The organism is Janthinobacterium sp. Bl 1, from assembly GCF_058215535.1.
Genome location: NZ_CM177086.1, coordinates 420,702 through 445,310, shown reverse-complemented (window position 1 = coordinate 445,310; position 24,609 = coordinate 420,702). Strand labels below are relative to the sequence as shown.

Here is a 24,609-nt window from a genome sequence, read left to right as displayed (position 1 = left end):
CACAGAGCGCCATCCAACGAGGTGGGGCCTGAGACAAGCAACAGGGAGACACTGGTGCAAACGAATACCACAGCAGCAATGCCGACTTTTCCGCGGCGCTTATTGCAACACGGGACAGTACGGTCCGACAAGCCCGCGTTTCGCGAAAAATACCTGGGCATCTGGCAAACCTGGACCTGGTCCGAGGTGAACGAGGAAGTGCGCGCGCTGGCCTGTGGCCTGGCCGCCATCGGCTTCCAGCGCGGCATGAACCTGGCCATCATCGGCGACAACCGTCCCCGCCTGTACTGGGCCATGCTGGCCGCGCAAAGCCTGGGCGGCGTGCCCGTGCCACTGTACCAGGACGCGCCCGCCGCCGACATGGCCTACGTGCTGCAGGATGCGGAAATCCGCTACGCCATCGTCGAAGACCAGGAGCAGGTCGACAAGCTGCTCGAACTCAAGGCCCTGTATCCGCACGTCGCCCACATCGCCTATGACGATGAACGCGGCATGCGCCATTACCGCCAGCCGGAGCTGACGTCCTTTGCCGCCCTGCAAACGCTGGGCCGGGCCTATGACCGCGAACATCCGGGCTTTTTCGACGCCGCCGTGGCAGCGGGCCAAGGCAGCGACTCGGCCGTGATCCTGTACACCTCGGGCACCACGGGCAAGCCGAAAGGCGTGTGCCAGAGCCATACGGCACTGCTGGCAGCCGGCGAAGGCGGCGTCGCCTTCGACAAGCTCACCGACAATGAAGACATCCTGTCCTACCTGCCCATGGCGTGGGTCGGCGACTGCCTGTTCTCGCTGGCGCAGGCCATGGTGGCCGGCTTCACCGTCAACTGCCCCGAATCGGGCGACACGGTGATGATCGACATGCGCGAAATCGGCCCCACCTGCTACTTTGCGCCGCCGCGCGTGTTCGAGAACATGCTCACCAGCGTGATGATACGCATGGAAGACGCGAGCAGCATCAAGCGCCACATGTTCAGCCATTTCATGGACGTGGCCAAGCGCTGCGGCGCGCAGATTTTGGACGGCAAGCCCGTGCCGCTGGCGGACCGCCTCAGCTACAAGCTGGGCGAACTGCTCGTCTACGGCCCCCTGAAAAACGTGCTGGGACTGTCGCGCGTGCGCGTCGCCTACACGGCCGGCGCCGCCATCGGCCCCGACCTGTTCCGCTTCTACCGCTCCATCGGCGTCAACCTCAAGCAGCTGTACGGCTCGACCGAAACCTGCGCCTATGTGTGTCTGCAACCGGACGGCAATATCAAGTTCGACAGCGTCGGCTTGCCCGCGCCGGGCGTGGAAGTCAAGCTGGCGGCCAATGGCGAAGTGCTGGTCAAGTCGCCCGCCACCATGAGCGGCTACTTCAAGCGTCCTGACGCCACGGCCGAAGTGATCGACGATCACGGCTACTTCCATACGGGCGACGCGGGCGTGTTCGACAGCGAAGGCCATCTGAAAATCATCGACCGCGCGGCCGACGTGGGCAAGATGAATTGCGGCGCCATGTTCGCGCCCAACTACATCGAAAACAAGCTCAAGTTCTTCCCCTTCATCAAGGAAGTGGTGGCCTTCGGCCATGCGCGCGACCAGGTGTGCGCCTTCATCAACATCGACATCGAAGCGGTGGGCAACTGGTCCGAGCGGCGCGGCATCGCCTACTCCGGCTACACGGACCTGGCGGCGCGCGCCGAGACCTATGGCTTGATCCGCGACTGCATCGAGCAGGTCAACGCGGAGCTGGCGGCCGATCCGCTGATGGACCGCACGCAGGTGCACCGCTTCCTCGTGCTGCACAAGGAACTCGACCCGGACGACGACGAGCTGACGCGCACGCGCAAGGTACGCCGCAAATTCATCGCCGAAAAGTACGCGGTGCTCATTTCTGCCCTGTATGAAGGCAAGACAACGCAATACATCGAGACCCAGGTGAAATTCGAGGATGGCCGCACCGGTTCGACCAGCGCCGACCTGCAGATCTGGGACAGCAAAACGTACCGGCCCCAGGGCCTGGCCGCATGATGGAGCACAGCACGATGCAAATGAACGAACCCGACGCCCATTTCGGCACGGCCCGCAAGGCGGGCCCCGTGATCCTCGACCTGAAGAATATCTCGCTGTCGTTCGGCGGCGTGAAAGCGCTGACCGACATCTCGTTCGACGTGAAGCAGCATGAAATCCGCGCCATCATCGGCCCGAACGGCGCCGGCAAAAGCTCGATGCTGAACGTGATCAATGGCGTGTACCGCCCGCAGCAGGGCGAAATCATCTACCGCGGCGAGCACCGGCGCGGCATGGACTGCTACGCGGCCGCCAAGTCCGGCATCGCGCGCACCTTCCAGAACATCGCCCTGTTCAAGGGCATGACGGTGCTCGACAACATCATGACGGGGCGTAACCTCAAGATGAAGTCGAATTTCCTGCTGCAAGCCCTGTACTGGGGCCCGGCGCGGCGCGAGGAAATCGAGCACCGCAAGAAGGCCGAGGAGATCATCGACTTCCTGGAAATCCAGGCCATCCGCAAGACGCCCGTGGGGCGCCTGCCCTACGGCCTGCAAAAACGGGTGGAGCTGGGCCGCGCGCTGGTGGCCGAACCGGAAATTTTGCTGCTCGATGAACCGATGGCCGGCATGAACGTGGAAGAAAAGCAGGACATGTGCCGCTTCATCCTCGACGTCAACGACCAGCTGGGCACGACCATCGTGCTGATCGAACACGACATGGGCGTGGTGATGGATATCTCCGACCGCGTGGTGGTGCTCGATTACGGCAAGAAGATCGGCGACGGCACGCCCGACGAGGTGCGCAGCAACCAGGATGTCATCAACGCCTATCTCGGCGTGGCGCACTAGACGAGGAATAGCAATGAATATCAATTTTTTCTTTGAAGTGCTGATCGGCGGCCTGCTGTCGGGCGTCATGTACGCGCTGGTGGCGATCGGCTTCGTCCTGATCTACAAGGCCTCGGGCGTGTTCAACTTCGCGCAGGGAGCGATGGTGTTTTTCGCCGCCCTCACCTGCGTCGGCATCATGGACAAGTTCGGCCTGTCGCTGTGGCTGGCCATCCCGCTGACGATGGTAACGATGATCGTGCTGGGCATGGCGATTGAAAAAGTCGTGCTGCGCCCTCTCGTCAACCAGCCTGAAATCACGCTGTTCATGGCCACCATCGGCCTCACCTTCTTCATCGAAGGCCTGGCGCAGCTGATGTGGGGCTCGCAGGTGCACAAGCTGGACCTGCCCATCGAAGACGTGCCGATGCCCTTCCTGATGGACCATTTCAACATCATCATCTCGCAGTTCGACGTGGTGGCGGCCGGCATCTGCGCGCTGCTGGTGATCTGCCTGGCCTTGCTCTTCTCGAAAACCAAAGTGGGCCGCGCCCTGCGCGCCGTCGCCGACGATCACCAGGCGGCGCTGGCCGTGGGTATCCCGCTGCAGCGCATCTGGGCCGTCGTGTGGGGCGTGGCGGGCCTGGTGGCGATGGTGGCCGGCTTGCTGTGGGGCGCGCGCAACGGGGTGCAGTTCGCCCTCACCTTCATCGCCCTGAAAGCGCTGCCGGTGCTGATCCTCGGCGGCTTTACGTCGGTGCCGGGCGCCATCGTCGGTGGCCTGATCATCGGCGCGTCGGAAAAGCTGGCCGAAGTCTACCTCGGTCCCATGGTGGGCGGCGGCATCGAAGGCTGGTTCCCGTATGTGCTGGCCCTGCTGTTCCTGCTGGTGCGTCCGGAAGGCCTGTTCGGCGAGAAGATCATCCGCCGAATATAAGGCCACCGTCACAGCACCGTAGGTCGGATTAGCCGAAGGCGCGTAATCCGACAACACCCCAAACAGCCAGTAAAGGACCACGCCATGATTTACCGTGAAGCAGGACAATTCAAGACCAGCTACCAGGCTGACAACCAGATTTTCCCGATCAGGCAAGACCGCCTGGCGCTGACGGCCACGCTGCTCGTCGCCGTCTTCCTCCTGCCGTATTTCGCCTCGCCCTACATGCTGTCGGCGATCCTGATCCCCTTCCTGATCTTCGCCCTGGCGGCGCTGGGCCTGAACATCCTGACCGGTTACGCGGGCCAGCTGTCGCTGGGCACGGCCGCCTTCATGGCCGTGGGCGCCTTTGCCTCGTATAACTTCATGGCCCGCCTGCCTGGCTTGCCGCTGCTCGTGTCCTTCATCCTCGGCGGCCTGTGCGCGGCCATGGTGGGCATCGCCTTCGGCCTGCCCTCCTTGCGCATCCGCGGCTTTTATCTGGCCGCCTCCACCCTGGCGACACAGTTCTTTGTCGTCTGGTGCCTGACCAAGATTCCGTATCTGACCAACTACAGCTCCTCGGGCGTGATCACGGTGCAGAAGATGACCATCCTCGGCTACCAGTTCGACACGCCGCAAAGCAAATACCTGCTGGTGCTGGCGATTGTCACCGGCATGGCGCTGCTGGCAAAGAACATGATCCGCTCGAACGTGGGCCGCTCGTGGATGGCCGTGCGCGACATGGACATGGCGGCCGAAGTGATCGGTTTCAGACTGATGCGCACCAAGCTGCTGGCATTTGCCGTCAGCTCGTTCTACTGCGGCGTGGCCGGCGCCCTGTATGCGTATGCCTACCTGGGCACGGTGGAACCGGAAGCGTACAACCTGGACCTGTCCTTCCGCATCCTGTTCATGATCATCATCGGCGGCGTCGGTTCGATTCTCGGTTCCTTCCTCGGCGCGGCCTTCATCGTGCTGCTGCCCGTCTTCCTGAACACCATCGCGCATGGCCTGGCATTGCCGACCAGCGTGGCTTCGAACCTGGAACTGATGGTGTTCGGCGCGCTGATCATTTTCTTCCTGATCGTCGAGCCGCACGGCCTGGCCAGGCTGTGGCAGATCGCGAAGGAAAAGCTGAGACTCTGGCCCTTCCCACACTAAGTTTTTGCAGTCGATGTCGGTTCACTTGAATACCAAATAAAACAAGAGGAGACACACAATGAAACACATCAAATCGCTCATGCTGGCCGCCGCCATCGCCAGTGCCGCACTCACCATGGCCGGCAGCGCGCAAGCGCAGGACAAGGAACAGTACATCGCCCTGCCGTCCTACCGCGTGGGCCCGTACGCGGCCGGCGGCTCCGGTTTCTACGGCGGCATCATCGATTACTTCAACCTGGTCAATCAGGCCGGCGGCGTCAATGGCGTGAAAATCAGCTGGGAAGAATGCGAAACCGAATACAACCCGTCGCGCGGCGTGGAATGCTATGAACGCCTGAAAACCAAGCAGGGCGGCGCCACCCTGGTCGAAACCCTGTCCACGGGCGTCGCCTACGGCATTCTCGACCGCGTGGCACAAGACAAGATCCCCATGACGATGATCGGCTACGGCCGCTCGGACGCCGCCAACGGCAAGGTCTTCCCATATGTGTATCCGCTGATCTCCAGCTACTGGAGCCAGGCCGCCGCCATGATCAAGTACCTGGGAGACAAGGATGGCGGCATGGACAAGCTGAAGGGCAAGAAGATCGTCCACCTGTACCACGATTCGGCCTTCGGCAAGGAGCCGCTGCCGGTGCTTGAAGCGCTGTCGAAACAGTACGGCTTCGAGCTGGTGAAAATTCCCGTCGCGCCGCCAGGCAGCGAACAGCAATCGCAATGGCTGCAAATCCGCCAGGCCAAGCCGGACCACGTGATCCTGTGGGGCTGGGGCGTGATGAACTCCGTCGCCATCAAGACGGCGCAGCGCAACGGCTTCCCGCGCGACAAAATGCTGGGCGTCTGGTGGGCCGGCTCCGAGGAAGACACGATTCCATCGGGTGACGCGGCCAAGGGCTACACGGCGATGACGTTCAATACGCCGGGCAACTACCCCGTGCTCGACGACATCCGCAAGAAACTCTACGCGTCAGGCAAGGGCAACCTGTCCGACCAGTCGCGCATCGGCTCCGTCTACCACATGCGCGGCGTGACGGCCGGCATCCTGTGGGTCGAAGCGATCCGCGTGGCGCAGGAAAAATTCGGCAAGGGCAAACCGATCACGGGCGAGCAAATGCGCTGGGGCCTGGAAAACCTGAACGTCGACGATGCGCGCCAGAAGGCCGTCGGCGCGCTGGGCATGTTCCCGACCGTGAAAACCAGCTGCGACGACCATGAAGGCTCGGGCGCCGTGAAAGTACAGCAGTGGGATGGCAAGAAGTGGACCGCCATCACGCCGAAGTGGATCGTCGGCGACAAGGCCCTGGTGCGCAAACTGGTCGAGGAATCGTCGGGCAAGTACGCCGAAGAGAAAAAGATCACGCCGGCGTGCATGAAGTAAGCGGCTTTCGGGGTGGTGTCGGATTACGGCCTGCGGCCTAATCCGACCTACGCCGCATCCACGTAGGTCGGATTAGCGTAGCGTAATCCGACAAGCACCAACATCACATGAAAACGAAGCAGCCATGACACCCACTGCCACGCAAACACCGGACACCGCGCCGCCTTACCTGTCGGTGAACAATATCGAAGTCATCTACGACCACGTGATCCTGGTCCTGAAGGGCGTGTCGCTGCAAGTCCCGCAGGGCAAGATCGTGGCGCTCCTGGGCGCCAACGGCGCCGGCAAGTCGACCACCCTGAAAACCATCTCGACTCTGCTGCGCGGCGAACGCGGTGACGTCACCAAGGGCGAAGTCCAGTTCAAGGGCGAGCGCGTGGACCAATTGACGCCGAATGAACTGGTCAAGCGGGGCCTGTCGCAAGTGATGGAAGGGCGCCACTGTTTCGGCCACCTGACCATCGAGGAAAACCTGCTGACGGGCGCCTACACGCGCAGCCTGTCGCGCGGCGAACTGAAAGACGCGCTGGACAAGGTCTACCACTACTTTCCGCGCCTGAAAACGCGGCGCAGCAGCCAGGCCGGCTACACCTCGGGCGGCGAACAGCAGATGTGCGCCATCGGCCGCGCGCTGATGGCCAAGCCGTCGATGATTTTACTGGACGAGCCGTCGATGGGCATCGCGCCGCAGATCGTCGAAGAGATCTTCGGCATCGTCAAGGATTTGAACCACAAGGAAAACGTCTCTTTCCTGCTGGCCGAACAGAACACCAACGTGGCGCTGCGCTACGCCGACTTCGGCTACATCCTGGAAAACGGCAGAGTTGTGATGGAAGGGCAAGCGCAGGAACTGGCCAGCAACGAAGACGTCAAAGAGTTTTACCTGGGCGTGTCCAGCGCCGGGCGCAAGAGCTTCCGCGACATGAAGTTCTACCGCCGCCGCAAGCGCTGGCTGGCCTGATATCGGAGCTGCCGTCATGGACCTGGAACGGGCGAAGCAAGTGTGCCGCGGCTTTCCCGGCGCGACCGAAGACATCAAGTGGAGCAACGTGCTGGCGTTTTCTGTCGGTGGCAAGCTATTCGCCCTATGCGGCGCGGAAGCGCACAGCACGCGCGGCATGAGCTTCAAGGTCGATGCGGAGCGCTTCCTGGAACTGACGGACCGCCCCGGCTTTCGCCCGGCACCCTACCTGGCGCGGGCCAAATGGGTGCTGGTCGCCAGCCCCGACGCCCTCGACGACGACGAAATGACAGCCCTGCTGCACCGCTCATACAGCCTGATTTTTGCGGGGCTGACGAAAAAAATGCAACGTGACATTGGAGAATCCGCAACATGACCGATACGCTCGACAGTCTGGAAGCACGCGCCCCCGAAGCGCGCGAACGCGAATTGATGGCCGGCCTGCCGCAGTTGATCGCGCGCGCGCAACAGGCGCCGGGCTGGGCCCGCATCCTCGATGGCGTCAACGCGGCCGACATCACCAGCCGCGCCGCGCTGGCGCAGCTGCCCGTCACGCGCAAGTCCGACCTCAAGCAATTGCAGCACGACGCGCTGCCGTTCGGCGGCTTGAACACGACGCCGAAGAACGCCCTGTCGCGCGTCTTCGTCTCGCCCGGTCCCATCTTCGATCCGGAAGGCCGCGGCCCCGACTGGTGGCGCTTCGCGCGGCCCATGTATGCGGCCGGCGTGCGCGCCGGCGGCTTGCTGCAGAACTGCTTTTCGTATCACTTCACGCCGGCCGCCTTCATGGTCGAAGGCGGCGCCGCGCGCATCGGCTGCACCGTTATCCCGGCCGGCATCGGCCAGACGGAAATGCAGGTGCAGGCGATGGTCGACCTGAAGCCGGATACGTATATCGGCACGCCGTCATTTTTAAAACTGATCATCGAAAAAGCGCGCGAAATGGGCGCCGACATCAGCAGCGTCACCAAGGCCGTGATGGGCGCCGAAGCCTTGCCCGAATCCCTGCGCAGCTGGTTTGCCGCGAACGGCGTGCCGCACGTGTTCCAGACCTATGCCTCGGCCGATATCGGCAGCATCGCCTATGAGACGGCCAGCAATGGCAAGCTCAATCCGGGCATGGTCGTTGACGAAAACATACTGCTGGAAATCGTCCATCCGGGCAGCGGCATTCCCGTCGCGCCGGGTGAAGTGGGCGAAGTCGTCGTCACCGTCTTCAATGCCGACTACCCGCTGATCCGCTTTGCCACGGGCGATCTGTCGGCCGTGCTGGTCGATACACCTGAGTCACCGTGCGGGCGCACGAATACGCGCATCAAAGGCTGGATGGGACGCGCCGATCAAACCACCAAGGTGCGCGCCATGTTCGTGCATCCATCGCAGGTGCATGAAATCGCGCGCCGCCACCCGCAAATCAAGAAGGCGCGGCTGGTGGTATCGGGACGCATGGCCAACGACGAGATGGCGTTGCATTGCGAAGTCGACAATCCCCATGACGCCAGCGGCACCGAGGCCATCATCGGCTCGATCCGCGAACTGACCAAGCTGCGCGGAGACGTGGTGCTGGTGGCCGTGGGCAGCCTGGCACAGGATGGGAAAATAATCGACGACGTGCGCGATTACAGCTAGGCGTAGCGCACGGATGGCGTTTGCGGGATAATACCCGCATTCATCATCAGCCCCATTCATCGCCATGCAAGAGTCCATGCAAGAATTTCATCACAATCGTGCCCGTGACCTGATCAAGAACGCGGAACTGCTGTTCGACCAAGACGCCGTGCAGGCGTCGATCACGCGCATGGCCGATGTGCTCAACACGCGCTTCAACGCCGAGGACTCGAAAGAATTCCCGCTGGTGCTGGGCGTGATGGGCGGCGCCGTCGTATTTACGGGCAACCTGCTGCCGCAACTGAGCTTTCCGCTCGAATTCGACTACATCCACGTGAGCCGCTACGGCGACGACGACAAGGGCGGCGAAGTAGTGTGGAAAGTCATCCCCCGCTCGAACGTCGCGGGCCGCACCGTCATCGTGCTCGACGATATTCTCGACGAAGGCGAAACCCTGGCGCACGTCAAGCAGCGCTTGCTGGACATGGGCGCTTCGGAAGTCATCCTGGCCGTGTTCGCCGACAAGGCCATCGGCAAGAAAAAGCCCGTGCAAGCCGACATCGTCGGCCTGGTGATACCGAACCGCTTCGTCGTCGGCTTCGGCATGGATGCGTATGGCTACTGGCGCAACCTGCCGGGGCTGTGGGCCATCAAGCCTGAGGATTTGAAGCAGGAGTGATGGAGGTGTTGTCGGATTACGCGCTGCGCGCTAATCCGACCTACCAGTGCCCGGTGGCGTAGGTCGGATTAGGCCAAAGGCCGTAATCCGACAACTACCACCAGTGTTACAGCTTCAACCGCGCGCGCGCCGCATCGTATTCGGCTTTCAGGCGCGCCACCATCTCTTCCACGCTCGGCACGTCATCCATCAAGCCCACGCCCTGGCCCGCGCCCCAGATGTCGCGCCAGGCCTTGGCGCTGCCCGATCCGAAATTCATCGCGCTCTTGTCCGCTTCGGGCAAGGCTTCCGGATCGAGTCCGGCCGCTTCGATCGATTTTTTCAGGTAATTGCCGTGCACGCCAGTAAACAGGTTCGTGTAGACGATGTCCGCCGCGCTGGAATCGACGATGGCGTCGCGGTAGCCGTCGCTGACGTTCGATTCCTTGGTTGCCAGCCAGCGCGAGCCGATGTAGGCAAAGTCCGCGCCCATCGCTTGCGCGGCCAGCACGGCGTCGCCCGTGGCGATGGAGCCGGACAGCGCCAGCGGACCATCGAAGAATTTGCGCACTTCACCCACCAGCGCGAATGGCGACAGGGTGCCCGCGTGGCCGCCGGCGCCGCTGGCCACCAGGATCAAGCCATCGACACCGGCTTCCAGCGCCTTTTTCGCGTGGCGGATCGAAATCACGTCGTGCAGCACGATGCCGCCGTAGCTGTGGATGGCGTCGAGCATTTCCTTGGGCGGCGCGCGCAGCGAGGAAATGATGATGGGGATCTGGTGTTTCACGCACACTTCCACGTCATGCGCGAGGCGGTCGTTCGACTGGTGCACGATCTGGTTGACGGCGATCGGCCCGACTTTCTTGTCCGGATTGGCGGCCTGGAAGGCGGCCAGTTCGGCCTGCAGCTCCGTAAGCCACGTGTCGAGCAATTCGGCGGGACGCGCGTTCAGGGCCGGGAAGGACCCGACGATGCCGGCCTTGCACTGCGCAGCGACGAGGGCCGGGCCGCTGGCGATGAACATCGGCGAAGCGATAACGGGTAAGGAGAGGTTTTGCAACGCAACAGGCAATGCCATGGCGGACTCGCTGGAAAGTTGATCGGGATGAGAAACACACTGAGGTTGATTATAGTTCAGAAAAAGTACGATCGTGCTGAATTTATCGCGACTGTGTTTCAACCCTCGTTAAGCAAGTACTCACCCTCGATGCGCGCGGCCGTGGCCCGCATCAACTGGGAAACAGCCCACTCGGCCAGCGCGGCCGCCTCCTGGCGCAGGAAGCGCCGGTTGGCCTCTTCGAAGACGGGCATGCCGCGCAGCAGAGCCGGTATCTCGGCGAGGGCGATGCGCTGGCGTTCCAGCAGCAGGAATTTCAGCAGCACTTTTACGGCGTTCTGCGCATTGCGCACGGGATCGGACGCCAGGTAATCGAGGCGCGAATAGGCGCGCTGCAGGGCGCCGTCCGCATCCTGAAACGGCCGCCCGTGGCCGGGGATCACCACGCGCACGTCCAGACCGGCGATCAGATCGAGGGTGGCGCGCGCTTCCAGAAAGCCGGAGCCGCCATCGAGTTCGGGGAAGATCACGCCAAAACCGTTTTCCCACAACGCATCGGCGGAGATCAGGATGCCCTCGTCGGCGCAGTAAAAAATCAGCGAGTGCGGATCGTGGCCCGGTGCGCCCAGCGCTTGCCAGCGCATGTCGGCCAAGGTCAACGTGTCGCCGGGCGAGATGGTGGTATCAAAGCCGAAGCGCGGACATTGCTGGCCCGTGGCCTGGAAGCTGAGGGCGTCGACATCCCAGGCGCGCACCTTGTCCGCTTCCGACACGGGAATGGCCGTATGGCAGCCGTACTCCTCTTGCAGCAGCGCGTTGCCGCCGCAATGGTCGGAATGCAGGTGGGTGTTGAACAGGCGGTCCAGCGGACGGCCGGCAAGGCTATGGCGCAGCAGGGCCAGGGTTTGCGGCGCATGTGTGACATAGCCGCTGTCGATCAGGGTCGTGTCCTCCCGGCCCAGGAACAGGATGTTGTTCGATGACAGCCAGCCACGTTCGAACACCTGCATGGCATCGGGGAACAGCGCTGGCGATCGCGGCATGGCTTCCTCAGTAGTCGGGCTCGAAATCGAGCAGGGATTCGCGTCCTGGCAATTCGGCCCACACGGCGCGCTTGAAGTCGTCGTCGGCCTTGCTCCAGGCGATGATCTCGTCGAGCGTGCGCAAACAGCCTTCGCACAAGCCGCTGTTACGGTTCATCTTGCACAGGCTGACGCAGGGCGACGGTACCGGCGACGGCAAGGGAAGCGGAACGGCTGGCGGAGGTGGGGTAGCGACCATCATGAAGCGGCATCGGTAAACGTGGAGGCTTTCATTATGCCGCGAAACGGCACCGGCGAGTCGGCGGCGTCGGCATGCAATGTTTCTGTGAATATATTTTCCAGAGTACAAATGATCAAAAACGCATCTTCCGGAAATTTATTTTGCGCTGCATTCTCACTCTGCGGGTGCCCGTCCTACAACATGATCAGGCCAGATCCTGCTTGACTTGAGATATTACACAACTATACTACCATCCATACAGATGGCAAATGGATGCCACGTGGAGTTTATGGAGAGATATGGCCAAGCAAGACAGCAAGCCCAAAATTGGGGAATCCGAGAAAATCACGATCAACCTCGGCTTGATCGACCTGGGGCAGATCGATCTGCTGGTCCAGGAGGGATTTTATTCCAACCGTACGGATCTGATCCGTACGGCCATACGCAACCAACTGGGTACGCACGCCGACGTGGTGAAACAAACCGTCGCCCGTAAAAGCCTGGTATTGGGCATGCAGCATTACTCGCGCGCCGACCTGGAAGCGATCCAGGCAGCCGGCCAGCGCCTGCAGATACAGGTGCTGGGACTGGCCAGTATCGCCAGCGACGTCTCCGTGGAACTGGCACTGGCCACCATCGAGTCGATTTTCGTATTAGGTGCCCTGCACGCCAGCACCGTCGTCAAGACGGCGCTCGCAGGGCGAATTCACTAGCGTATTGGTTCGCGGCGATGACCCGGCCGATACGCGGCACCGTTAAGGATGGTCATGAAACTACCTCTCAACATGCTGGCGCAGATGCGCGCCGCAACCCGTAATCTGATGGGCAGCGGCCCCGCCGCCGCCACCGAAGCGATCCAGCAAGCGCTGTCCGCCGCCGGCCTGGCGCCGCAGGCTGCCGCCACGCAAACGCCGCCACCGCAGCCGATGCGCGACATTAATCCGCCACCTGCGCCGCAAGCCAGAGCCGAGCAGCCGCAAGCCGCCGCCGCACCAGAGACGCCTGCCGCGCAGCCCACGCCCGCACAGGCGGCGCAGGACTTCGCGCAGGATTTCATGTCGCGCCTGGGCGTGCCGGCCGGCCTGGGCCAGCACAGCTTCGACATGCCCAGCTTCGAGCTGCCGAACTTCCACCCACCCGGCTTCAACGCGCCGGCCGCCACGCCGGTGGAGATACCCGCAGGTGCACAGTTCATCGACGGCGTGTACCGCAACCATGCGGGCACGCGTTCCTACAAACTGTATATCCCCAGCAGCTATCACGGCCAGGCCATGCCGCTGATCGTGATGCTGCACGGCTGCACGCAAAATCCCGACGACTTCGCCGCCGGCACGCAGATGAATGCGCTGGCCGAAGAAAAGGAATGCTTTGTCGTCTACCCCGCGCAGACGCAGGGCGCCAACAGTTCGCGCTGCTGGAACTGGTTCAACGCCATCGACCAGCAGCGCGACCAGGGCGAACCGTCGCTGATCGCCGGCATCGCCCGGCAAGTGATCGATGAATATCCTGTGAATGAACGCGAAGTGTTCGTCGCCGGCCTGTCGGCGGGCGGCGCCATGGCCGTCATCGTCGGTACCTTGTACCCGGATCTGTTTGCCGCCGTCGGCGTGCATTCGGGCTTGCCTTTCGCCTCGGCGCAGGACTTGCCGTCGGCGCTGGCAGCCATGAAGGGCGGCGCCATGCCCAACGCCCAACGCAAGGCGCCGGCCGGCGGCGTGCCCATCATCGTCTTCCACGGCGACCGCGACACCACCGTCAACCCGCGCAATGGCGATGAACTGATCGCCCAGGGCGTGCGCAGCCAGGCGGGCGGCAAGGCGGCGAAAGCCGCGTCCATCGACGGCAGCGTGCCGAATGGCCACCGCTATACGCGCACCACGCACAGCCAGGCCGATGGCTCGCCGCTGGGCGAATACTGGGTCATCCACGGCGCCGGCCATGCCTGGTCCGGCGGCAGCGATAACGGCAGCTATACGGATGGAAAAGGGCCGGACGCGAGCCGCGAAATGCTGCGCTTCTTCAAGACCGTCAGCTGATGTTGTCGGTGTAGGGCGCGATCTGCCGCTGCTTGTCGGCGATCTCGCATACGCCGTCGGCATAGCGGTGGGAGATGGCGATGAACTGGTCCTGGATCTGCAAAAAGGCGTCGACGATCTCGGCGTCGAAATGCGAACCGCGTCCCTCGACGATGATCCGTACGGCCTGCGCATGATCCATGCCCTGCTTGTAGATGCGCCGGCTGATCAGGGCGTCGTACACGTCGGCCAGCGCCATCAGGCGCGCCGAAATCGGGATGTCTTCGCCAGCCAGCCCTTGCGGGTAACCGCTGCCATCCCATTTCTCGTGGTGGCTGTAGGCGATCTCTTTCGCGTACTTGAGGAAATCGACTTCGATGCCCAGCTCGTGCTCGGCCGCCAGGATGGCGTCGCGTCCCAGGGTGGTATGCGTCTTCATGATGGCCATTTCGTGCGGCTCGAAACGTCCTGGCTTGAGCAGGATATGGTCGGGGATGCCCACCTTGCCAATGTCGTGCAGCGGCGCCGTCTTGAACAGCAGTTCGATATTCTTGTCCGTCAAAAAATCGCGGAAACGCGGCAAGCCGCGCACCTTCTCGGCCAGCGCCTTCAGGTAGTGCGAGGTGCGGCGGATATGGTTGCCCGTCTCGCTGTCGCGCGTCTCGGCCAGCGAGGCCATGGCGTGGATGGTGACGTCCTGCAGCGCCGCCACTTCCTGCACGCGGCGCTCCACTTCCGTTTCCAGGTACTGGTTCTGGTCGCGCAGGAAATCCTGCATCTGCTTCATCGCCAGCTGTGTCCTGATGCGCGCCAGCACGATGGGCGCCGAGATCGGCTTGGTGATGTAGTCGACGGCGCCCAGGGCCAGGCCCAGCTGCTCGTCCGCCACTTCGCTCATGGCCGTGACGAAAATCACGGGGATGCCGGCCGTGGCGGGATCGGCCTTCAGCGCGCGGCACACGTCGTAGCCGCTCATGCCCGGCATCATGATATCGAGCAGGATCAGGTCGGGCTGGTCGCTGCCGGCGGCGATCTTCAGGGCGCGCTCGCCATTGACGGCGATCTTGGTGCGGTAATCGTCTTCCAGCACCGCGCGCAGCAGATCGATATTGTCTGGCGTGTCGTCGACCACCAGAATGGTTGGCTTGCTTGCCGGCGCTCTCATGCCCATCCTTCGTTCCGCATCATTATCCTTCTCACAGTGTCAGCTCCAGCGCATCGGCCACCTCGCCCAGCTGCGCCAGCGCACCTTCGAAATCGTATTGTCCCAGCATGCGCTTCAACTGGCGCGCATGTTCCGCCTGCCCCGCCGCCACCAGCACGGGGCCGATGCCATCGAGGTGCTTGACGGCCTGCGCATCGTCCTGCTGCAGCAGCTGCGACAGCTCGCGCAAGCCCGCTTCCAGGCGCGCCCGGTCCACCGGCGCCACGTGCGCCACCGCCGCGCCGCCCGCCTCGGCCGCATGGCCGCGCGACTGCATGGCCAGCACGATCTTCGGCACCAGTTCATCGAGCGCCAGGGTGCAGGCAGCCAGCGCCTGCGGCAAGCCGTCGTGCGAGCCCAGGCTGAGCAAGTGCTCGACCCGCGCGGCGCTGTCGGCCAGGCCGCCGGCGCCGATATTGCCGGCCAGGCCCTTCAGGGTATGCGCTTCGCGGATCGCCGTTTCCAGCTGGTTGTTCTCGATGGCGGCAACGATGCGCTGCATGGCGTCGAACTGGGTTTCCACGAAGCGGTCCAGCAATTTTCGCATCAAAGCGGCATTGCCGCCCACGCGGCGCATGGCTTCCGCCATTTTCAGGCCGGCGATCACGGGCAGCTCCGCTTCCGGCTGCGCCACCACCGCCGCCATTTCCTGCGGCGTGGCCGGCGCAATCCAGCGCGCCAGGGTGCCGAACAGCTGCGCCACGTCGATCGGCTTGGCGATGAAATCGTTCATGCCGGCGTCCAGGCATTTTTCCTTGTCGCCCACCATGGCGTTGGCCGTCATGGCGATCACGGGCAAGTTCGAATACCGGGGATCCTGGCGCAGCTTGCGCGTCGCCTGGTAGCCATCCATCACCGGCATCTGACAATCCATCAGCACGCCGTCATAGGCGTTTTCCGCGATCTTCGCCAGCGCGATGGCGCCATTGCCCGCGATGTCGACGCGGATGCCGGCGTCGTTGAGGATATGCTGCGCCACCTCCTGGTTCACTTCATTATCCTCGACCAGCAGCAGCCAGGCGCCGCGCAGGGCGCGCTCGTCGTCGCGGTAGCTGCTCTGGCGCTGCGTCTTGCGGCTCTGCCCAGTCACGCCGCCAAACACGAACGCAATCTGGTCGAGCAGGGTCGAGGCGCTGATCGGCTTGTTCAATACGCCGTCGAGCGGCAAGTCGCGCTGGCGCGCCGCCTCCAGCAGCGCTTCGCGATGGAAGGCCGTGACCATGATGCAGGCCGGCGTCGCATCGATGCCGGCGGCATCGGCGCGGATGCCGGCCAGGGTATCGAGACCGTTCATGCCCGGCATTTTCCAGTCCATCAGCACCAGGCCGTACGGCCGCCCCTCGGCGCGCGCCTGCGCCACGGCGCCGATGGCCAGCGCGCCGCCAAGCACGGCACGCGCCTCGAAGCCCAGCGCCGTCAGCATGCTGACGAAGATTTCACGCGCGCTGGGGTTGTCGTCAACCACCAGCACGCGCAGGCCATGGAATTGCTGTGGCAGTAGCAAATTATCGCGCGGCACGGCGGCCAGGCCGAAGCGGGCCGTGAAGAAAAAGGTGCTGCCCACGCCCGCTTCGCTGACCAGGTCGATCTCGCCTTCCATCATTTCCACCAGCCGCTTGCTGATGGTCAGCCCCAGGCCCGTGCCGCCATGGTGGCGCGTGGTGGACGTGTCGGCCTGCGTAAAAGCCTGGAACAACTTGCTGCGCTGGGGCGGCGTGAGGCCGATGCCCGTGTCGCGCACGTCCACGCGCAGCACGGCCGCATGCTCTTCCAGCTGCTGCAGGCGGATGGTGACGACGATCTCGCCCTTGTCCGTAAATTTGATGGCGTTGTTGGTCAGGTTGATCAGCACCTGGCCCAGGCGCAGCGGATCGCCCTGCAGGGCGTTCGGCACGTCGGGGGCGACGTCGAACAGCAGTTCGAGTCCCTTGTCCTGCGCGCGCATCACGGACAGGTCGGCGATCTGCGCCAGCACGTCCTCGAGGAAGAAATCGACTTTTTCAAAGGCCATCTTGCCCGCCTCGATCTTCGAGAAATCGAGGATGTCGTCGATGATGGCCAGCAGGTTCTTCGAAGCCGATTCCACCTTCTCCAGGTAGTTGCGCTGGATCGACGTCAGTTCCGTCTGCAGCGCCAGGTGGGTCATGCCGATGATGCCGTTCATCGGCGTACGGATTTCGTGCGACATATTGGCGAGGAAATCCGACTTCATCTTGGTCGCATCCTCGGCCACTTCGACGGCGTGGCGCAGGTCCTGCTCGACGGCCAGGCTGGTGCTCATGTCCTTGAGCGCCTGCAGCAATTCGCCCGTCTCGTCGCGCGACGTCACTTCGATGACGGAACTGAGGTCGCCATTGGCCACACGCGTGGCGATCGCCACCGCCTCGCCCAGCGGACGCGTGATCGAGCGCGCCGACCAGGCAAAGGCGAGACCCGTCAGCAAGGCCGCCAGGCCGATGCCGCCCATCAGCAGCAGCGAGGTGTCGATGTCGTTGCGTATCCTGGCCGCGCTGTCGCGGATCAGCTGCTGCTGCAAGTCGTCGAGCTGGCCCACGTACAGCAGCACTTTTTCCAGCACCGGCAAGGTCTGCGTCTGCATGGCCTGCTCGGCGCGGGCATGCTCGCCGCGCTCGACCAGTTCGAACATCGCCTTGAGCGACACATAGTAGTCGGCGCGCGCCAGGTGCATCTGTTCCAGCAGGCGCCGTTCCTCGGGCCGCGCATCGAGGCCGTCAAGGATGCGCACCTGCTCGTCGATGCCTTGCTTGATCGCTTCCAGGCGCGCCTGGTTCGCCTGGCGCAGCGCCAGCTCGTACTGGTTTGGCAGGTTGCCGATGCGCGTGGCCGCTTCGCGGGCCAGCCCGTGGATCTTGCTGGTGGCCTTGGCGGCGACCCAGTCGCGCTGCAGGATATCGTCGGTCTCGGCGCGGATGGCATAGATGCGGCTGCCGGACAGGACGATGACGACCAGCATCAGCACGATCAACATGGCATAACCGGCATTGATGCGCACGCCGATACTGATATCCCTGAAGCGCATAACTTTCCTATAAGAAATTCTTGAAAGTCGAAGTCTGACCTTATTCCCCTACAAAATGCAAGGTCTTTTGCAAAGGAAAAAGTATGCCGATGCGCTTATTTGGCCGCTGTCGGGACTTTTTCAGGCGGCGTCAGGGTGGCGATATGGGCTTGCAGGCAGGCGGGGCACCAGCATCCCGCGGCGCTGCCGGGCACGGGAACGGCGGGCGGCAGAGCCACGCACCAGCACGGTTGCTTGGCGTCCGGGTCAAGCTGGCCGCACTGGAAAGTGGCGCCGCACAGGCTGCACTGGCTCATGGCTGTGTGTGAATTGGCAAGTGTGTGTCATGCCGCGCCGGGATGGGACGCAGATGTAACGGGCAGTAAAAGGGCTGGCTGGGAGACATATCGGGCCAGACTATAGGATCATCAGGGAAAATACAACAAGATCGCCCTATAATGCCTCCAAGATTTTCTTCTTCCCTGTAAAATCGCACAAATCTATTTTCCGGACTCGCCATGAATCAACTAGCTAACTTGAACCTGGACATGAATGACGACTTGACGGCGGTGTCGCCGCAAATCAAGGCGCAGATTCTGGCCGAGGCCCTCCCCTACATCCGCAATTTCCACGGCAAGACCATCGTTATCAAATACGGTGGCAATGCCATGACGGACGAACGCCTGAAGCACGGCTTCGCGCGCGACGTCATCCTGCTCAAGCTGGTCGGCATGAACCCGGTCGTGGTGCACGGCGGCGGACCGCAGATCGACAACGCGCTGAAAAAAATCGGCAAGCAAGGCACCTTCGTGCAAGGCATGCGCATCACCGATGAAGAAACCATGGAAGTGGTGGAGTGGGTGCTGGGCGGCGAAGTGCAGCAGGATATCGTCATGCTGATCAACCATTACGGCGGCCAGGCCGTGGGCCTGACGGGCAAGGATGGCGGCTTGATCCGCGCGCGCAAGATGCAGATGCCGGACCGCGAACATCCGGGCGAATTCCTCGACATCGGCTTCGTCGGCGAGATCGACGCGATCAACCCGGCCGTCGTCAAGGCGCTGCAGGACGACGCCTTCATTCCCATCATTTCGCCGATCGGTTTCGGCCAGGACGGCCAGGCCTACAACATCAACGCCGACGTCGTGGCGGGCAAGATCGCGGAAATCCTGAAAGCGGAAAAGCTGATCATGATGACCAACATCGCCGGCGTCCAGGACAAGCAGGGCAACCTGGTGACCGACCTGTCGGCGCGCGAAATCGACGAGATGTTCGCCGATGGCACGATCTCGGGCGGCATGCTGCCGAAGATCTCGTCCGCGCTCGACGCCGCCAAGTCGGGCGTGAACACGGTGCACATCATCGACGGCCGCATCGAACACTCATTATTGCTGGAAGTGTTGACCGAGCAGGCTTTTGGTACTATGATCCGTTCGCACTAAAAAAAATCGCAATTCACCACAGCGCGTTTTTTAGCCCTGTAGCTCAGCTGGTAGAGCTTTTACTTTGCCCTTGTAAGGGAGTGGTAGAGCACTCCCTTGGTAAGGGAGAGGCCACGTGTTCGATCCACGTCAAGGGCACCAACTATATCTCCCCGCAGCTGAAAAATGTCCATGGCGGCGTTGCCTTGCCTCGCCGTACATTCGTACTGTCTTCGTCAGTCCGCCTTGCCSTGAACACTTCTCAAGGGCACCAACTATATCTCCCCGCAGTAAAAATGTCCATGGCGGCGTTGTCCTTCCTCGCCGTACATTCGTACTGTCTTCGTCAGTCCGCCTTGCCCTGAACACTTTTCCATCTGCTCTGCCACGGTTGTTGCGCGGCTGAGCCAGTCCTACCTCTTCAGCAGTCTGTCGTCAAAACTCAATACACCCGCTCGACCTTCAAGCCGCTTCTACGCAACAAATCCGGCACGCTCTTTTCACCAACCAGGTGCAGCACGCCGATGGCGGCCAGGCTGGACTTTTCGCGCGCAAGCAAGTTGGCGATGCCGTCGGCCAGGGCCGGGTTGCGGCCGTCCAGCAACACCTTTTGCACGAACTGCGCGGCGAACGAGGAGTCTGTTGCCGCTTTGGCGGCCAGCTTGTCGAAGGCGGCCGCGTCGGCCGTGCGCCAGGCATCGGCGATCTCGCGCGCTTCCTGGCTTTGCTCCTGGTCTTCGATCGACGCCACGCCGTCTTCCAGGAAGCGGCACTGGTCGAGCGGCGACATGGCGCCGAACAGCGCCATCTGGCCTTCCATCGATTCGAGTTCCACCACGGGGATCTTGCGCGCCTTGGCTTGCTGCGACAGATAATTGTCGACGGCCAGATCGGAGCGGTAACCAAGCGTGGAAAATTCGCCGATGGCCAGCACGCTGGCCAGCATCCACGGCTTCATCGGCGCCACCGCTGCGGGCGCGATGCCGTATTTTTGCAACAGCGGCGCAAGACGCGGCGCCAGGGTCTGGCGGCAGTCAGGCGGCACTTTGCTGCCCGGCGCCTCCATGCCGTATTTCAGCACGGCGCTGACGGCCTTGCGCGGATCGGCGCCGGGATCGATCTCCAGCGCCAGCGCGCCGGCGCCGTTCAATGCCTGCGTCACGGTCGGCTCGAGCGGATAAAAGTCGGGCGCGCCGACGTGGATGGTACCGAACAAAAACAGAGTGTGGCTGGCGTCCTGCACCTTGAACAGGGCGCCCCGGTTTTGCGCCACGGAAGGCGCTTCGGCCAAGGCCGACTGCAACGGCAGCAAGAATAATCCGCAAAACATCACTATAATCTGGCGTCGCATGGTTTTCCTGATTGTTGAATTTTTCATCTTCTCTCGCTAGCAAAGACTCCTGTGCCTGTGTCCCATCTTAACCGCTCGTCGCCGGTCTGGCTGTTTGACCTCGACAACACGCTGCACAATGCCTCGCACGCCATCTTCCCCACCATCACGGCCAATATGAATATCTATATTGCCCGCGTACTGGGCGACGGCGTGACGCCGGCCGACGACGCCATCGTCAATGCGGCGCGCGCGGCCTACTGGCGCCGCTATGGCGCCACCTTGCTGGGCATGGTCAAGCACCACCAGGTGCAGGCCGCGCATTTTCTGCACGAGACGCATGCCTTCGACGATTTGCGCGCGATGATACGCGCCGAGCGGGGGCTGGGGGCTTTACTCAAACGCCTGCCTGGCCGTAAAATTTTACTCACCAACGCGCCGCTGCGCTATTCAAGCGACGTGATGCGCCACCTGGGCTTGCGCCGGCACTTTTCACACCACGTCGCCATCGAAGCGATGCATGTGCACCGCCAGCTGCGGCCCAAGCCATCGACCCTGATGCTGCGCAAACTGATGCGCAAGCACCACATCCGCCCTGGCCGCTGCATTCTGGTGGAAGACACACTGGCCAACCTCAAGGGCGCGAAAAAACTGGGCCTGCGCACGGCCTGGATCACGCAATACCTGAAAATGGCCGATCCGATCGGCGTGGCGAAGTTGCCCAAGGCGTTAAATCGCCCCGCTTACGTCGATGTCAAAGTAAAATCTGTCCGGCATTTGGCACGCCGCCTTCACCGTCTGCGTTGAAGGGGATTCCTGGGCTTCCGGTTGACACTGGAAGCCGCACCGCTAGCGGCGGTGACGGACCTCCCCATCAAGGCAGCATTTTTTTTAACGACAAGAGAAAATATGGCAAGCACACCGCCGGGCCAACGCAGGCTACAAATTCTTCAGGCCCTCGCCGCAATGCTGGAGCAGCCGAAAGGCGAAAAGATCACCACCGCCGCACTGGCGGCCAGACTGACCGTATCGGAAGCGGCCCTGTACCGCCATTTCGCCAGCAAGGCGCAAATGTTCGAAGGGCTGATCGAATTCATCGAGTCGAGCGTCTTCGGCCTGATCAACCAGATCGCGGAAAAGCACAGCGACGGCATGACGCAGACGCGCGACATCATCGGCATGCTGCTCAATTTCGCCATCAGCAATCCGGGCATGACGCGCGTGCTGATCGGCGATGCGCTGGTCAATGAGGACGAGCGCCTGCAAGTGCGCATGAACCAGTTCTACGACCGCGTGGAACTGGCGCTCAAGCAGGCCTTGCGCGTGGCCGCCGCCGAAGGCCATGGCAAGGAAAGCGAAGTGGCGGCGCGCGCCACCCTGATCGTCAGCTTCGTCATCGGACGCTGGCACCGCTACGCCAAGAGCGGCTTCAAGATCAATCCATCCCAGGAAGCGGCGCTGCAAATCGCCATGCTGCTGGGGTAAGTCACCGCCGCGGCTGTCCCCATGCATACCGACTGCTTCGCCCTGCTCGACGACGCCAGCACACCCGGCGCCGGTTCGCGCCTGTACACGGGCCTGGCGGCGGTCTTGCAGTGCAGCGAGGGGGAACAGTGGCCTGCCCTGCTCGAAGGGCTGCAAGAGGCCTTGCAACGCGGCCAGTACGCCGTCAGCGTGTGCAGCTACGAGCTGGGGGCCCACTTGCTGGCCATGCCGCCGCGCGCGGCCAGCCTGGATGCGCCGCCGCTGGCGCAGGTGCTCGTCTTCGAGCATTGCACGCAGCTGTCGCAGGACGAGGTGGCGCAGTGGCTGGAGGCGCGCGTCGACGCGGACGCCGCGCCGGCCGGCGTGGCCGGTATCCGCGCGAACGTGGATCAAACCGAATTCACGCGCGCGCTGCACCGCATCCACGACTACATCGTGGCCGGCGACACCTATCAGGTCAACTACACGTATCGTTTGCGCTTCGACGCCTTCGGCTCGCCCCTGGCCCTGTATGCGCGGCTGCGCGCGCGCCAGCCCGTGCCCTACGGCGCGCTGGTGATGCTGCCCGATGGCGGCGCCCTGCTGTCGCTGTCGCCGGAACTGTTCGTGCGCCATGCGCAAGGCGAGCTGACGGCACGGCCCATGAAGGGCACGGCGCCAGCCGCCCCGCCTGAACAGGTGGAAGAAAACGCGCGCCGCGCCAGCGCCCTGGCCAACGATCCGAAGAACCGCGCGGAAAACCTGATGATCGTCGACCTGCTACGCAACGACATCGGCCGCATCGCCGCCACGGGTTCCGTCCAGGTGCCGGCCTTGTTCGAGGTGACGCGCTACAGCAGCGTGCTGCAGATGACGTCCACCGTGCAGGCCCGCCTGCGCGCCGACGCCAGCCTGGCCGGCATCTTCCAGGCCTTGTATCCGTGCGGCTCGATCACGGGCGCGCCGAAACGCCGCACCATGGAAATCATCGCCGAACTGGAACCGGCGCCGCGCGGCATCTACACGGGCGCCATCGGCTGGTTCGATCCGCCAGCCGCCGGTGCAGCCCACGCGGTGGGCGACTTCTGCATGTCCGTGCCGATCCGCACCCTGGCCTTGCAGCCGGCGGGCCCTGACGGCATCCGGCGCGGCGAAATGGGCGTGGGCGCCGGCATCGTCCTCGACAGCGACCCGCACGAGGAATTTGCGGAATGCCAGCTCAAGGCCCGCTTCCTGACGGGCCTGAGCAACAACTTCGAACTGTTCGAAACCCTGCATGCGAGTCGTGCCGGTGGCTGCCGTCTGCAGGAGCGCCACTTGGTGCGTCTGGCCGCCTCCAGCGCCTATTTCGGTTTTGCCTGGGATGCCAACGCTGCCAGCACCGCGCTGCAGGCGGCCTGCGCGGCACGCCCCGACGATGTCCCTTTCCGCCTGCGCCTGGCGCTGCGCCAGGATGGCCAAATGACGACGCAAAGCGGCGCGCTCAGCGCCTTGCCGGGGACGGTCAACGTCATGTTGGCGCCCGATACAACGACGGCCGGCGACCTGTTCCTGCGCCACAAGAGCAGCGTGCGCACGCGCTATGACGCGGCCTGGCGCGCGGCCGAGGCGCAAGGCGGCTTCGACATGCTGTTCTTTAATGAACGGGGCGAGCTGACGGAGGGCGGACGCAGCAATGTCTTCGTGCAGCTGGACGGCCGCTGGCATACGCCGCCCCTGTCCTGCGGCCTGCTGCCCGGCGTGCAGCGCGCGGCTATGCTGGCCGATCCTGCCTGGAACGCGCAGGAAACCATCATCACGCGCGCCATGCTGGCGCGGGCCGAAGCGATCGTCGTGTGCAATGCGCTGCGCGGGGCGATGCCCGCGAAGCTGGTTACTTGATATCTACCTGCATCTCGTAACCGCCATAGATCATCCGCTTGCCATCGAACGGCAATTTTTCCGGGTCCATCATCTCGGCCAGGCGCGGGTCTTTCATGACCTTGTCGTTGATTTCATCGCGTTTGGCGCGCGACTCATACACGATCCAGGAAAACACCACCACTTCGCCATCCTGCAAGTCCACCGCCTGCGGGAACGAGGTCAGCTTGCCCGGCTTGACATCGTCGCCCACGCATTCGCGAAATTCCAGCGCGCCGTACTCTCGCCACACGGCACCGCAACTGCGCGACATGGCCAGGTAGGCATCGAGCTTGGCTTTCGGTACGGGCACGACAAATCCATCGACATACGCCATGATGTTCTCCTTTGTTGTGACAAACGCGAACAACCAGCTTAGGACAATGATGGCAAGAGGACAAGCGCGGCATTAAAAAAAAGCAGGCGTTCA

At 63.0% G+C, this 24,609-nt stretch carries 23 protein-coding genes and 1 tRNA gene; 16 read left to right on the top strand and 8 right to left on the bottom strand.

From position 1 onward, the window contains the following. Nucleotides 1–78: 78 nt before the first annotated feature. From AC4BCN_RS01960 to AC4BCN_RS01920, 9 genes are all read left to right on the top strand, one after another. Nucleotides 79–2,010, top strand: a complete 1,932-nt coding sequence (locus tag AC4BCN_RS01960) for an AMP-binding protein (RefSeq protein ID WP_490492456.1) — start codon at nucleotides 79–81, stop codon at nucleotides 2,008–2,010. Nucleotides 2,011–2,024: 14 nt separating this feature from the next. Beyond that, nucleotides 2,025–2,840: an ABC transporter ATP-binding protein gene (locus tag AC4BCN_RS01955; RefSeq protein WP_034753577.1), complete on the top strand. Its 816-nt coding sequence runs from the start codon at nucleotides 2,025–2,027 to the stop codon at nucleotides 2,838–2,840. A 19-nt stretch (nucleotides 2,841–2,859) separates the two neighbouring features. After that, the gene (locus AC4BCN_RS01950; RefSeq protein ID WP_175444594.1) at nucleotides 2,860–3,756 is read left to right on the top strand and encodes a branched-chain amino acid ABC transporter permease; all 897 of its coding nucleotides are present in this window, start codon (nucleotides 2,860–2,862) and stop codon (nucleotides 3,754–3,756) included. A gap of 84 nt (nucleotides 3,757–3,840) precedes the next feature. After that, entirely contained in the window at nucleotides 3,841–4,899 is a 1,059-nt protein-coding gene (locus AC4BCN_RS01945) for a branched-chain amino acid ABC transporter permease (RefSeq protein ID WP_490492455.1), read from the top strand. 58 nt (nucleotides 4,900–4,957) lie between these two features. Then, nucleotides 4,958–6,277 carry an ABC transporter substrate-binding protein gene (locus tag AC4BCN_RS01940; RefSeq protein ID WP_034752814.1) on the top strand — a complete coding sequence of 440 codons (1,320 nt, stop codon included), beginning with the start codon at nucleotides 4,958–4,960 and terminating at the stop codon, nucleotides 6,275–6,277. Nucleotides 6,278–6,401: 124 nt separating this feature from the next. Then, nucleotides 6,402–7,238 carry an ABC transporter ATP-binding protein gene (locus AC4BCN_RS01935; RefSeq protein WP_058049338.1) on the top strand — a complete coding sequence of 279 codons (837 nt, stop codon included), beginning with the start codon at nucleotides 6,402–6,404 and terminating at the stop codon, nucleotides 7,236–7,238. 16 nt (nucleotides 7,239–7,254) lie between these two features. Next, nucleotides 7,255–7,614: an MmcQ/YjbR family DNA-binding protein gene (locus AC4BCN_RS01930; RefSeq protein ID WP_128140763.1), complete on the top strand. Its 360-nt coding sequence runs from the start codon at nucleotides 7,255–7,257 to the stop codon at nucleotides 7,612–7,614. Beyond that, entirely contained in the window at nucleotides 7,611–8,867 is a 1,257-nt protein-coding gene (locus AC4BCN_RS01925; RefSeq protein WP_490492454.1) for a phenylacetate--CoA ligase family protein, read from the top strand. The genes AC4BCN_RS01930 and AC4BCN_RS01925 overlap by 4 nt, the downstream gene beginning before the upstream one ends. Nucleotides 8,868–8,943: 76 nt before the next feature. After that, nucleotides 8,944–9,525: a hypoxanthine-guanine phosphoribosyltransferase gene (locus tag AC4BCN_RS01920; RefSeq protein ID WP_099377742.1), complete on the top strand. Its 582-nt coding sequence runs from the start codon at nucleotides 8,944–8,946 to the stop codon at nucleotides 9,523–9,525. Nucleotides 9,526–9,631: 106 nt separating this feature from the next. On the opposite strand, the gene AC4BCN_RS01915 is transcribed toward AC4BCN_RS01920, so the two are convergent. The 3 genes from AC4BCN_RS01915 to AC4BCN_RS01905 all read right to left on the bottom strand — a co-directional run bounded on the left by AC4BCN_RS01915 (nucleotide 9,632) and on the right by AC4BCN_RS01905 (nucleotide 11,848). Then, nucleotides 9,632–10,585: an NAD(P)H-dependent flavin oxidoreductase gene (locus tag AC4BCN_RS01915; RefSeq protein ID WP_034752807.1), complete on the bottom strand. Its 954-nt coding sequence runs from the start codon at nucleotides 10,583–10,585 to the stop codon at nucleotides 9,632–9,634. Between the two features lie 98 nt (nucleotides 10,586–10,683). After that, complete coding sequence (locus tag AC4BCN_RS01910) at nucleotides 10,684–11,607, bottom strand: MBL fold metallo-hydrolase (RefSeq protein WP_490492453.1); 924 nt, start codon at nucleotides 11,605–11,607, stop codon at nucleotides 10,684–10,686. 7 nt (nucleotides 11,608–11,614) lie between these two features. Then, nucleotides 11,615–11,848 carry a DUF1289 domain-containing protein gene (locus AC4BCN_RS01905; RefSeq protein WP_070304433.1) on the bottom strand — a complete coding sequence of 78 codons (234 nt, stop codon included), beginning with the start codon at nucleotides 11,846–11,848 and terminating at the stop codon, nucleotides 11,615–11,617. Between the two features lie 278 nt (nucleotides 11,849–12,126). Between AC4BCN_RS01905 and AC4BCN_RS01900 the strand changes: the two genes are divergently transcribed. Beyond that, complete coding sequence (locus AC4BCN_RS01900; RefSeq protein WP_034752801.1) at nucleotides 12,127–12,540, top strand: CopG family transcriptional regulator; 414 nt, start codon at nucleotides 12,127–12,129, stop codon at nucleotides 12,538–12,540. A 54-nt stretch (nucleotides 12,541–12,594) separates the two neighbouring features. Then, entirely contained in the window at nucleotides 12,595–13,863 is a 1,269-nt protein-coding gene (locus AC4BCN_RS01895; protein WP_490492452.1) for an extracellular catalytic domain type 1 short-chain-length polyhydroxyalkanoate depolymerase, read from the top strand. On the opposite strand, the gene AC4BCN_RS01890 is transcribed toward AC4BCN_RS01895, so the two are convergent. The 3 genes from AC4BCN_RS01890 to AC4BCN_RS01880 form a co-directional block, all read right to left on the bottom strand. After that, nucleotides 13,856–15,007 carry a response regulator gene (locus AC4BCN_RS01890; protein ID WP_456148171.1) on the bottom strand — a complete coding sequence of 384 codons (1,152 nt, stop codon included), beginning with the start codon at nucleotides 15,005–15,007 and terminating at the stop codon, nucleotides 13,856–13,858. The two genes, AC4BCN_RS01895 and AC4BCN_RS01890, sit on opposite strands and share 8 nt — an antisense overlap. Nucleotides 15,008–15,038: 31 nt before the next feature. Further along, nucleotides 15,039–18,086, bottom strand: a complete 3,048-nt coding sequence (locus tag AC4BCN_RS01885; RefSeq protein ID WP_490492451.1) for a response regulator — start codon at nucleotides 18,084–18,086, stop codon at nucleotides 15,039–15,041. Between the two features lie 95 nt (nucleotides 18,087–18,181). Next, a complete protein-coding gene (locus AC4BCN_RS01880) occupies nucleotides 18,182–18,382 on the bottom strand; it encodes a cysteine-rich CWC family protein (RefSeq protein ID WP_490492450.1) in 201 nt (66 codons plus the stop codon). A gap of 231 nt (nucleotides 18,383–18,613) precedes the next feature. Between AC4BCN_RS01880 and argB the strand changes: the two genes are divergently transcribed. Continuing rightward, nucleotides 18,614–19,507 carry an acetylglutamate kinase gene (argB, locus tag AC4BCN_RS01875; RefSeq protein WP_010393729.1) on the top strand — a complete coding sequence of 298 codons (894 nt, stop codon included), beginning with the start codon at nucleotides 18,614–18,616 and terminating at the stop codon, nucleotides 19,505–19,507. 33 nt (nucleotides 19,508–19,540) lie between these two features. Beyond that, nucleotides 19,541–19,648: transfer RNA gene (locus tag AC4BCN_RS01870), tRNA-Thr, on the top strand. A 280-nt stretch (nucleotides 19,649–19,928) separates the two neighbouring features. On the opposite strand, the gene AC4BCN_RS01865 is transcribed toward AC4BCN_RS01870, so the two are convergent. Next, the gene (locus AC4BCN_RS01865) at nucleotides 19,929–20,798 is read right to left on the bottom strand and encodes a TraB/GumN family protein (RefSeq protein WP_490492449.1); all 870 of its coding nucleotides are present in this window, start codon (nucleotides 20,796–20,798) and stop codon (nucleotides 19,929–19,931) included. Nucleotides 20,799–20,888: 90 nt separating this feature from the next. Between AC4BCN_RS01865 and AC4BCN_RS01860 the strand changes: the two genes are divergently transcribed. From AC4BCN_RS01860 to pabB, 3 genes are all read left to right on the top strand, one after another. After that, nucleotides 20,889–21,623, top strand: coding sequence for an HAD-IA family hydrolase (locus AC4BCN_RS01860; protein WP_128140757.1), 735 nt, complete (start codon nucleotides 20,889–20,891; stop codon nucleotides 21,621–21,623). A 102-nt stretch (nucleotides 21,624–21,725) separates the two neighbouring features. Then, a complete protein-coding gene (slmA, locus tag AC4BCN_RS01855) occupies nucleotides 21,726–22,301 on the top strand; it encodes a nucleoid occlusion factor SlmA (RefSeq protein ID WP_034752791.1) in 576 nt (191 codons plus the stop codon). A gap of 21 nt (nucleotides 22,302–22,322) precedes the next feature. Further along, entirely contained in the window at nucleotides 22,323–24,161 is a 1,839-nt protein-coding gene (gene pabB, locus AC4BCN_RS01850; RefSeq protein ID WP_490492448.1) for an aminodeoxychorismate synthase component I, read from the top strand. Here pabB and AC4BCN_RS01845 read toward each other — a convergent pair. Continuing rightward, nucleotides 24,154–24,516 (bottom strand): DUF1428 domain-containing protein, encoded by a 363-nt coding sequence (locus AC4BCN_RS01845; protein WP_034752786.1) that lies wholly within the window; start codon nucleotides 24,514–24,516, stop codon nucleotides 24,154–24,156. The two genes, pabB and AC4BCN_RS01845, sit on opposite strands and share 8 nt — an antisense overlap. Nucleotides 24,517–24,609 lie beyond the last annotated feature (93 nt).

Excerpts from the sequence above, each read along its gene's own strand:
- AC4BCN_RS01960 (WP_490492456.1), top strand. The coding sequence starts at position 79 with ATGCCGACTTTTCCGCGGCGCTTATTGCAACACGGGACAGTACGGTCC.
- AC4BCN_RS01905 (WP_070304433.1), bottom strand. The coding sequence starts at position 11,848 with ATGATGGTCGCTACCCCACCTCCGCCAGCCGTTCCGCTTCCCTTGCCG.
- AC4BCN_RS01890 (WP_456148171.1), bottom strand. The coding sequence starts at position 15,007 with ATGAGAGCGCCGGCAAGCAAGCCAACCATTCTGGTGGTCGACGACACG.
- AC4BCN_RS01925 (WP_490492454.1), top strand. The coding sequence starts at position 7,611 with ATGACCGATACGCTCGACAGTCTGGAAGCACGCGCCCCCGAAGCGCGC.
- AC4BCN_RS01885 (WP_490492451.1), bottom strand. The coding sequence starts at position 18,086 with ATGCGCTTCAGGGATATCAGTATCGGCGTGCGCATCAATGCCGGTTAT.
- AC4BCN_RS01910 (WP_490492453.1), bottom strand. The coding sequence starts at position 11,607 with ATGCCGCGATCGCCAGCGCTGTTCCCCGATGCCATGCAGGTGTTCGAA.
- AC4BCN_RS01930 (WP_128140763.1), top strand. The coding sequence starts at position 7,255 with ATGGACCTGGAACGGGCGAAGCAAGTGTGCCGCGGCTTTCCCGGCGCG.
- pabB (WP_490492448.1), top strand. The coding sequence starts at position 22,323 with ATGCATACCGACTGCTTCGCCCTGCTCGACGACGCCAGCACACCCGGC.
- AC4BCN_RS01920 (WP_099377742.1), top strand. The coding sequence starts at position 8,944 with ATGCAAGAATTTCATCACAATCGTGCCCGTGACCTGATCAAGAACGCG.
- AC4BCN_RS01935 (WP_058049338.1), top strand. The coding sequence starts at position 6,402 with ATGACACCCACTGCCACGCAAACACCGGACACCGCGCCGCCTTACCTG.
- AC4BCN_RS01900 (WP_034752801.1), top strand. The coding sequence starts at position 12,127 with ATGGCCAAGCAAGACAGCAAGCCCAAAATTGGGGAATCCGAGAAAATC.
- slmA (WP_034752791.1), top strand. The coding sequence starts at position 21,726 with ATGGCAAGCACACCGCCGGGCCAACGCAGGCTACAAATTCTTCAGGCC.
- AC4BCN_RS01915 (WP_034752807.1), bottom strand. The coding sequence starts at position 10,585 with ATGGCATTGCCTGTTGCGTTGCAAAACCTCTCCTTACCCGTTATCGCT.
- AC4BCN_RS01845 (WP_034752786.1), bottom strand. The coding sequence starts at position 24,516 with ATGGCGTATGTCGATGGATTTGTCGTGCCCGTACCGAAAGCCAAGCTC.
- AC4BCN_RS01945 (WP_490492455.1), top strand. The coding sequence starts at position 3,841 with ATGATTTACCGTGAAGCAGGACAATTCAAGACCAGCTACCAGGCTGAC.
- AC4BCN_RS01955 (WP_034753577.1), top strand. The coding sequence starts at position 2,025 with ATGCAAATGAACGAACCCGACGCCCATTTCGGCACGGCCCGCAAGGCG.
- AC4BCN_RS01940 (WP_034752814.1), top strand. The coding sequence starts at position 4,958 with ATGAAACACATCAAATCGCTCATGCTGGCCGCCGCCATCGCCAGTGCC.
- AC4BCN_RS01880 (WP_490492450.1), bottom strand. The coding sequence starts at position 18,382 with ATGAGCCAGTGCAGCCTGTGCGGCGCCACTTTCCAGTGCGGCCAGCTT.
- AC4BCN_RS01895 (WP_490492452.1), top strand. The coding sequence starts at position 12,595 with ATGAAACTACCTCTCAACATGCTGGCGCAGATGCGCGCCGCAACCCGT.
- argB (WP_010393729.1), top strand. The coding sequence starts at position 18,614 with ATGAATGACGACTTGACGGCGGTGTCGCCGCAAATCAAGGCGCAGATT.